At 68.1% G+C, this 7510-nt stretch carries 7 protein-coding genes; 6 read left to right on the forward strand and 1 reads right to left on the reverse strand.

Going from position 1 to position 7510, the window contains the following annotated elements; translation table 11 throughout:
- Positions 1-131 precede the first annotated feature (131 nt).
- Together hspR and GO986_RS05135 are read left to right on the forward strand one after the other, a co-directional pair.
- A complete protein-coding gene (hspR, locus tag GO986_RS05130; RefSeq protein ID WP_157458175.1) occupies positions 132-869 on the forward strand; it encodes a heat shock protein transcriptional repressor HspR, fused homodimer type in 738 nt (245 codons plus the stop codon).
- Between the two features lie 106 nt (positions 870-975).
- Positions 976-1815, forward strand: coding sequence for a metallophosphoesterase (locus GO986_RS05135; protein ID WP_157458176.1), 840 nt, complete (start codon positions 976-978; stop codon positions 1813-1815).
- Positions 1816-2168: 353 nt separating this feature from the next.
- Here the strand turns inward: GO986_RS05135 and GO986_RS05140 are convergent, their stop codons facing one another.
- Complete coding sequence (locus GO986_RS05140) at positions 2169-2936, reverse strand: hypothetical protein (protein WP_157458177.1); 768 nt, start codon at positions 2934-2936, stop codon at positions 2169-2171.
- A gap of 427 nt (positions 2937-3363) precedes the next feature.
- Between GO986_RS05140 and GO986_RS05145 the strand changes: the two genes are divergently transcribed.
- From GO986_RS05145 to GO986_RS05160, 4 genes are all read left to right on the forward strand, one after another.
- A complete protein-coding gene (locus GO986_RS05145) occupies positions 3364-5001 on the forward strand; it encodes an ABC transporter ATP-binding protein (RefSeq protein ID WP_232337419.1) in 1638 nt (545 codons plus the stop codon).
- Positions 4998-6053 (forward strand): ABC transporter permease, encoded by a 1056-nt coding sequence (locus GO986_RS05150; protein ID WP_157458179.1) that lies wholly within the window; start codon positions 4998-5000, stop codon positions 6051-6053. Before GO986_RS05145 ends, GO986_RS05150 begins: the two co-directional genes overlap by 4 nt.
- 100 nt (positions 6054-6153) lie before the next feature.
- The gene (locus tag GO986_RS05155; protein ID WP_157458180.1) at positions 6154-7047 is read left to right on the forward strand and encodes an ABC transporter permease; all 894 of its coding nucleotides are present in this window, start codon (positions 6154-6156) and stop codon (positions 7045-7047) included.
- A gap of 57 nt (positions 7048-7104) precedes the next feature.
- Positions 7105-7305 (forward strand): hypervirulence associated TUDOR domain-containing protein, encoded by a 201-nt coding sequence (locus tag GO986_RS05160; RefSeq protein WP_157458181.1) that lies wholly within the window; start codon positions 7105-7107, stop codon positions 7303-7305.
- The last annotated feature ends 205 nt before the right edge of the window (positions 7306-7510 follow it).

Genomic DNA, 7510 nt, shown 5'->3' on the forward strand with positions numbered 1-7510 from the left:
TGGCACACATCAAAGGGGTGCAGGCTCCTCCCCGCTCTTCTCCCCTCCTCAATCAACCTGCGCCCTCTGACTCAGGCCTCTGCCGCTTCACGGTTTCATAAACACTGCCTCCGGTATACTCAAGGGACGTTATGCCCTCTGACGCCAAACATCGGCCCGTATACGTCATCTCCGTGGCGGCGGAACTGGTGGACATGCACCCCCAGACCCTGCGGCTGTACGAGCGCAAGGGCCTGATTCGGCCGGGGCGCTCCAGCGGCAAGACCCGGCTGTACAGCGAACGCGACATCGAGCACCTGCGCGAGATTCGCCGCCTGACCCAGGAACTGGGCGTCAATCTGGCGGGCGTGGAAGAAGTGATGCGCCTGCAACACGAACTGGACGACCTTCAGGGCGAGTTTGAGGCCGAGATTGAGCGCATTGAGGGCGAGCTGCGCGAGCAGGCCAGGCGCCCCGAGGCCCTGCCCGCCGAGGGCGGTCGCCTGGACCCCCGCGACCGGCCGGTCTACGTGATTTCTATTGCCGCCGAATTGGTGGACATGCACCCCCAGACCCTGCGGCTCTACGAACGCAAACAGCTCATCCGGCCGGGGCGCTCCAGCGGCAAGACCCGGCTGTACAGCGAGCGCGACATAGACCACCTGCGCGAGATTCGCCGCCTGACCCAGGAACTGGGCGTCAATCTGGCGGGCGTAGAAGAAATCATGCGGCTGCGCCACCAGCTCGACGCCGCGCGCCTGGGTCTGGAAAGCAACGTGCGGCGCATCCAGGAAGACATCACTGAACGCATGACCAAACTGCGGACCCTGCCGCAGGGCGAGGCCGAGAGCGACCTGGACACGAAGACTGGCGAAGGAGACCCTCTTTGAGACCGCCGCCGAACGGTACACTTCGGCATGATCTGCGCGGCCCCCGGCCACCCTGCACCCCGCAGGAGGCACCCATGAGCGCCCTGTCCCGACCCCCGGCGGCCGCATGAGACCGCTGTGGGTGGTGGGCGATATCCACGGGGCCTATGACAAGGTGCGCGCCCTGCTGCTGCGGGCCGGCCTGATTGACTTTTCTGACCGCTGGACAGGCGGCGACGCCCATCTGGTCTTTCTGGGCGATTACGTGGACCGTGGCCCCAATGGCGTGGGCGTGATTCGCCTGATTCGCAACCTCGAAAGCCAGGCGCGCGATGCGGGCGGCCTGGTGAGCGCCCTGCTGGGCAACCACGAGGTCATGTTTCTGGCGGCCCTGGTGTTCCGGCAGGGCGACCCCCACGACCGCCTGGGCTTCCGCGAATACTGGCTGGACAACGGCGGCCAGCCCAGAGACGCCGATCAGCTGGAACCCAGTGAGATGGGCTGGCTCTCCGAGCGGCCCGCGATGCTGCGCGTGGGCGAGTGGCTGCTGGTTCACGCCGACAGCACGGTGTATCTGAAGATGGGCAGCACCATAGACGACGTCAACGCCAGCGTGAAGGCGGTGATGGCCCACCCCAACCCCGACGACTGGGGCGTCTTTATGAACGCCTTTACCGAGCGCTTCGTGTTCGTGCTGGGCGGCGGCGAGGCCAAGGCCCGGCGAATGCTCGACACCTTTGGCGGCGCGCGCATTGTCCACGGCCACACGCCGGTTTACATCCTGCTGGACGAACATCTGCACGGCCCCACGCTGGGCGCCGGCGCGCCGATTCCGTATGCCGGGCGCCTGTGCTTGGCTGTGGACAGCGGAATGGCTTACCGCGAAGACGCCGGCTTCATCGTGCGCCTGGACCCGGACGGCCTGGCTGACGTGGTGCCCTTTCCCAGCGGGGCGTCCCTGTACTGAAGAGGGCAGTTCAAGAGCGAGTTTGAACACAGAGAAGCGGCGCCAGACGAAAAGAGTCGTGGCGCCGCTTGTCGGTGATTTACCAGATTACTGGCGTGTGCGGCTGGGCAACGGTCCCGAGCTGCTCTCGGTCCAGAAGAGAAATTTTTTCTTCCGCTCTGCCTGTAACACTCTTTTGCCTCAATGACGGGAGTGCTTCACCAGCCATTCCACGAAGGCCACCGGCTGGCCGCAGAGCCTCGCCCTGCTCAATAGCTTCCCAAACCAGCGGTCAAACCCAGGATAAAGCTGGGTGGTCCTTCCAAAGAGCCAGTGGGCGACCCCGAATTGCCCGCTCTGCCATGTCCAGGACGCTATGCCGGCTGGGCCAGCAGAAATGGTGGTGGCTGCTGCCGCAGGTCACTGCGGGTCAGGCTCAGATGCAGCTGCTGATAGGCCACTGGATGCCACTCGAAATCGCTGGGCGGCAGCCACTGGGCGTCGGGAATCTCGCCGTCCAGCAGCGCTTCCAGGGCCTCGGAGCGCAGCAGCCAGGCACTGACCATCAGCAGCGCGGGCAAGGTGTCCGGGGTCAGCCCCTGTGCCCGCAGCGCCTCGTCACTCTGGGCCATCAGCGTCACGGTGCTGGCGGGCTCGTGGTGCCGCAGAGCCGCCAGGCGCACGGCGCCGTAATGCACGTACTGCTCCAGAGGCAACCCGAACGGCTGGCGCAGCAGTTCGTGAAACCACAGCACGCGGCCATCAGGGTGCCGGGCGCACAGAGGGGTCAGCCGCTCCGAGGAACACTGGCTCACCTGGCCGCGCGTCAGGGTAAAGCCCGCATCATTCAGTTCGGGGTGCAGGCCCAGATATTCATCGGCGCAGAGGGTGGTGTGCGCCACGGTCTGAAGCAGCAGGTGGCGGTGGGACGGCGAGAGCAGGTTAAAGCTGCCGCCCCGGCCAAAGGCGCGCGGGCCGTGAATCACGAAGGTTTCTGTGCCGGCCGGACCACTCAGCGTGAAGGCGTCCACGCGCTCGGGCAGCTGCCGCAGGTTCACTGGCCCTGTCAAGGGGTGCAGGCGGTAGGGGCCAGGCTGGTCACTCAGATCATTCAGAAGGTAGCGAAACGGGTTGTGTGTCATGTCACGTCGCTCCTGGGCCAGAGCAGAGAAATCCAGAGTGGAAGACGGAGGATACAGGGCACTGCGGCGTTTCGTGGAGGATAACGCCCGGTTTCTTACAAAGTTGTGGAGTGTCTGAAGACTAACAGAAGCAGCCGGCTTTTCTGGCGAGTTCTGTCTGGTCGTGAACCCTACGGAGAAGCACGGTTTGTTCACTTCCACGCCCACGAACTCGCCGTGCGCCTGCCCTCTCCTGCGGAACTATCACGCACTCCGAATCCACTCGGCTCGACCTGCTAGCAAATGCTGAGGCTGGCCTCCCGCTCACCCCCAGGACGGTTGCCGAAAGATCACTGGATGACCTGCCCCAAACCGTCTGCCTGCTCCCGCTACGACACTGCTCCCCAACTTCAGGCGGATGACATCCAGCTTGCCCCTCCGTGCGCCCTTGCCTGCTCTAACTGCCACGCTGGACGGCTGGCTGTGCCACGATGACCCGGTGACCGACTCTGGAGCGCCGCCTCCCCCACCCGACGCCGCGCCGCCCGCCCTGCGCCTACTGGGCGTCACCAAACGCTTTCCGGGCGTGGTGGCCAATGACCGGGTGGACCTGACGGTGCAGCCCGGCGAGGTGCTGGCCCTGCTGGGCGAGAACGGCGCAGGCAAAAGCACCCTGATCTCCATGCTGTATGGCCTGTATCAGCCCGACGAGGGCCACATTGAAGTCGCCGGCCGCGCTGTACGCATCGGCAGCCCAGCGCAGGCGCGGCGGCTGGGCATCGGGCTGGTGCCGCAGCATCCCCTGTTGGTGGCGCGGCATACCGTGGCCGAGAATCTGGCCCTGGGCCGCGCGGGCGGCCTGTTTCCGGCGCGTCGGGTGGCCGGGCATATCCGGGCGCTGTCGGCCCAGTACGGCCTGGAGGTAGACCCCGGCGCCCGCGTCTCGGACCTGTCGCCCGGCGAGAAACAGCGCGTAGAAATCATCCGGGCGCTGCTGGGCGGCGCGCAGGTCCTGATTCTGGACGAGCCCACCAGCGTCCTGACCCCACAAGAAGCCCAGGGACTGTTCCGTGTGATGCGCGAATTGCGCGCGGGGGGCCGCAGCCTGATTTTCATTTCTCACAAGCTGGACGAGGTGCTGGACGTGGCCGACCGGGTGACCGTGCTGCGTAGGGGTGAGGTGGTGGGCGGCGTGCCCACCGCCGGCGCCACCCGCGAGAGCCTGGCGGCCCTGATGGTGGGCCGCGCCGTGGACTTCACGCGCAAGCGGGCGCCAGGGGCCGGGTCACCCGACCCACTGCTGAGCGTCCGTGGCCTGAACGCGCAGGGCACACGCGGTCTGCCGGCCCTGCGCGGCGTGTCCTTCGATCTGCACCGAGGCGAGGTGCTGGGCGTCGCTGGCATTGCCGGCAACGGTCAGAGTGAACTGGTGGAGGTGCTGGCCGGGGTGTGGCCCGCTGCAGGCGAGGTCAGCCTGAACGGTCAGCCGCTCAGCGGCAGTGCCGCCGAACGCTCGCGCGCTGGCGTGGCCCACATTCCTGAAGACCGCCTGCACAGCGGCACAGTGCCCAGCATGACGGTGGCCGAGAACCTCTCGCTGCGGGACTACGACCGCGCGCCGCTGGCCCGTGGTCTGGCGCGCAACCTCGCCGCCGAGGGCGAACGCGCCCGGCGCGACGTAGAGGCATACGCCGTGGCCACCCCCAGCATTCATACCCCGGTGCGCCTGCTCAGCGGGGGCAACATCCAGAAACTCATCCTGGCGCGCGAACTGGCCGGGGCGCCGCAGGTCATCCTGGCCGTTCACCCCACCTATGGGCTAGACATCGGCGCCGCCGACCAGGTTCACCGCGCGCTGCTCGACCGCACCGGAGCGGGCGCTGGCGTGCTGCTGGTCAGCGAAGACCTGGATGAGCTGCTCAGCCTGTCTGACCGGGTAGGGGTCATGGTAGGCGGCGCGCTCCTGGGGCCGTTCCCGGTGGCCGAGGTCACCCGCGAGTCCCTGGGCCTGCTGATGGGCGGCGCCCATCCCCACAGCCTGCCGGGTGCCGGGCAGGGCGTGGCCGCGCTAGGGGCCGGCGCATGAGGCTCGTGCCTCTGGCCGCGCCCTCGGCCACCCGCGCGGCGCTGGTCACGCTGGGGTCGGTGGGGGTCGCCCTGCTGCTGTGCGCGCTGGTCTTCGCGCTGGCTGGGCAGTCGCCCGCCGAGGTCTACAGCACCATGCTGCGCGGCACCCTGGGCGAGGCGGGCGGCCTGGCTGAGGTCGGGCGGCGCACCATTCCGCTGCTGCTGATTGGTGCGGGGCTGGCGCTGGCCTTCCGGGCGCAGTTCTTTAATATTGGCGCCGAGGGACAGCTGCTACTGGGCGCGGTGCTGGCGGCCGGGACCGCCCTGTTCATGCCGCTGCCGGGCCCGCTGCTGCTGCCAGCCATGTTCGCGGCCGGGTTTCTGGGCGGCGGGCTGTGGGCGCTGCTGGCGGCAGGGCTGCGGCGCCTGAATGTCAACGAAATCCTGTCCACGCTGATGCTCAATTACGTGGCGGTCGCCCTGGTCACCTACCTGATTGCCGGGCCGTGGAAAGGCAAAGACGTGCGCGGCTACATCTATACCGATACCTTTGTGCCGGCTGGCTGGCTGCCCACCCTGGGCGGCACGCAGGTGCACTGGCCCACGCTGGCGCTGGGCGTGGCGCTGGCGCTCGGCCTTCAGTGGCTGCTCAGCCGCTCCACGTTTGGCTACGCCCTGCGGGTGGTGGGCGAGAACCCCGGCGCGGCGCGCTACGCGGGCCTGAGCAGCGCGCGCGTGGCCACGCTGGTCGCCCTGCTGACCGGCGGCCTGGCGGGCCTGGCCGGAGCGGGTGAGGTGGCGGGCATTCACCACCGCCTGCTGGAAGCCGGGCAGGTCAGCCTGGGCTACGGCTTTACAGCCGTGATCGTGGCGTGGCTGGCGCGCGGCCACCCGGCCCTGTGCCTGGTCACGGCACCCCTGATGGGCGTCATTCTGGCAGGCGGCGACCTCCTGAAAATTGACCTGAACCTGCCCTACCGCGTCGTGGACATCTTTAGCGGCGTCATCCTGCTGTGCCTGATTGCTGGCGAGGTATTCGTGCGGCACCGCGTCGTGTGGGGCCGGGCATGAGAGCGCCGCTGGCCGCTGACATCGAGCTGAAAGCCATCCGCACTCCACCTCTCGTTCCCTCTTCACTCACACGCCCCTCAATCCCCGCGAGGTTCTCCTGATGGACAACGCCCTGCTCGACACCTTGCCCCGCGCGCTGGCGGTGGGCACCCCGCTGCTGCTGGCCTGCCTGGGGGCCATCCTGAACGAGCGGGCCGGGGTGGTGAATCTGGGCCTGGAAGGCGTGATGGCTGTGGGCGCCCTGGCCGCCTTTGCCGTGGCGGCCTCAGCTCCAGACGCCAACCTGTGGCTGGCGGTGGGCGCGGCCCTGCTGGCGGGCGCGGCGCTGGCTGGGCTGCACGCCCTGGCCACGGTCACCCTGCGCGCCAACCAGTTTGTCAGTGGGCTGGCCCTGGCCCTGATCGGCACGGGGGCAGCGGGCCTGCTGGGCAAGCGCTTTGAGGGGCTGCCCCTGTTTAACAAGGTGCCGGACTGGACTGTGGGTGGCATTGCCCTCAGCCCCTTTACCCTGGCAGCGCTGGGCCTGGCCGCGCTGCTGGCGTTCTGGCTGGCCGCCACGCGCACAGGCCTGACCCTGCGCTCGGTGGGCGAGAACCCTGCCGCCGCCGACGTTCTGGGGGTCAACGTGGGCCTGGTGCGCGTACTGGCGGTTCTGGGCGGCGGCGCGCTGGCCGGGCTGGCGGGGGCCTTCCTGGCCCTGTCCTACCGCTCGTCGTGGGCTGACAACATGACCGCCGGGCTGGGCTGGATTGCGGTGGCCCTGGTGATTTTCGTGGGCTGGCGGCCGCTGCGGGCGGTGGCTGGCGCACTGTTTTTTGGGCTGCTGTACGCCCTGCAATTCCGGCTTCAGGGGGTCAGCGCCGTGCCCAGTGAGGTCTGGAGCGCCATGCCGTTCGTGCTGGTGCTGGTGGTGCTGGCCGTGGCCGGGGTGCGGGGGCAGGCCGGTGACGCCCCCGCCGCTCTGGGCCGCCCCTACGTGCGCGGCGAGCGCTAAAGATTGCCCGAACAGCCCGGTCATCCCCCAGACTGGCCAGCCGCCTACGCTGCCCCCATGACGCTCAAAACAGGGGACCGGGTGCGGTGGAACAGTCACGGCGGCCACGCCGAGGGCAAAGTGGTGCGCGTGGCCCACGAGGACGGCGAGGTGGGCGGCTTTGAATACCGCGCGTCGCGCGACGACCCCCGCTATATCGTCGAACTGGACGACGGTCGCCTGGCCGCCCACACCGAGAGCGCCCTCAAGAAGGTCTAGCGGCAGCACACCGATGCACTGAAAGGCAAGAGCAGGCCCGTCAAGTCCAGCTATTGCCTGCGGCAGACACTCACTCTGCTCTGTAGCTTTACAGGACCAGTCAGCTCAGACCGGCTGGTGGACTGGAGACTCGCGCGGTAAAGCAAAATGGCCGCAGAGCGTTACAGCGATAGGGCGGGCGCCTTGCCGATGGAGTAGAAAAGCG

The organism is Deinococcus arboris (assembly GCF_009755355.1).
GTDB lineage: Bacteria > Deinococcota > Deinococci > Deinococcales > Deinococcaceae > Deinococcus > Deinococcus betulae.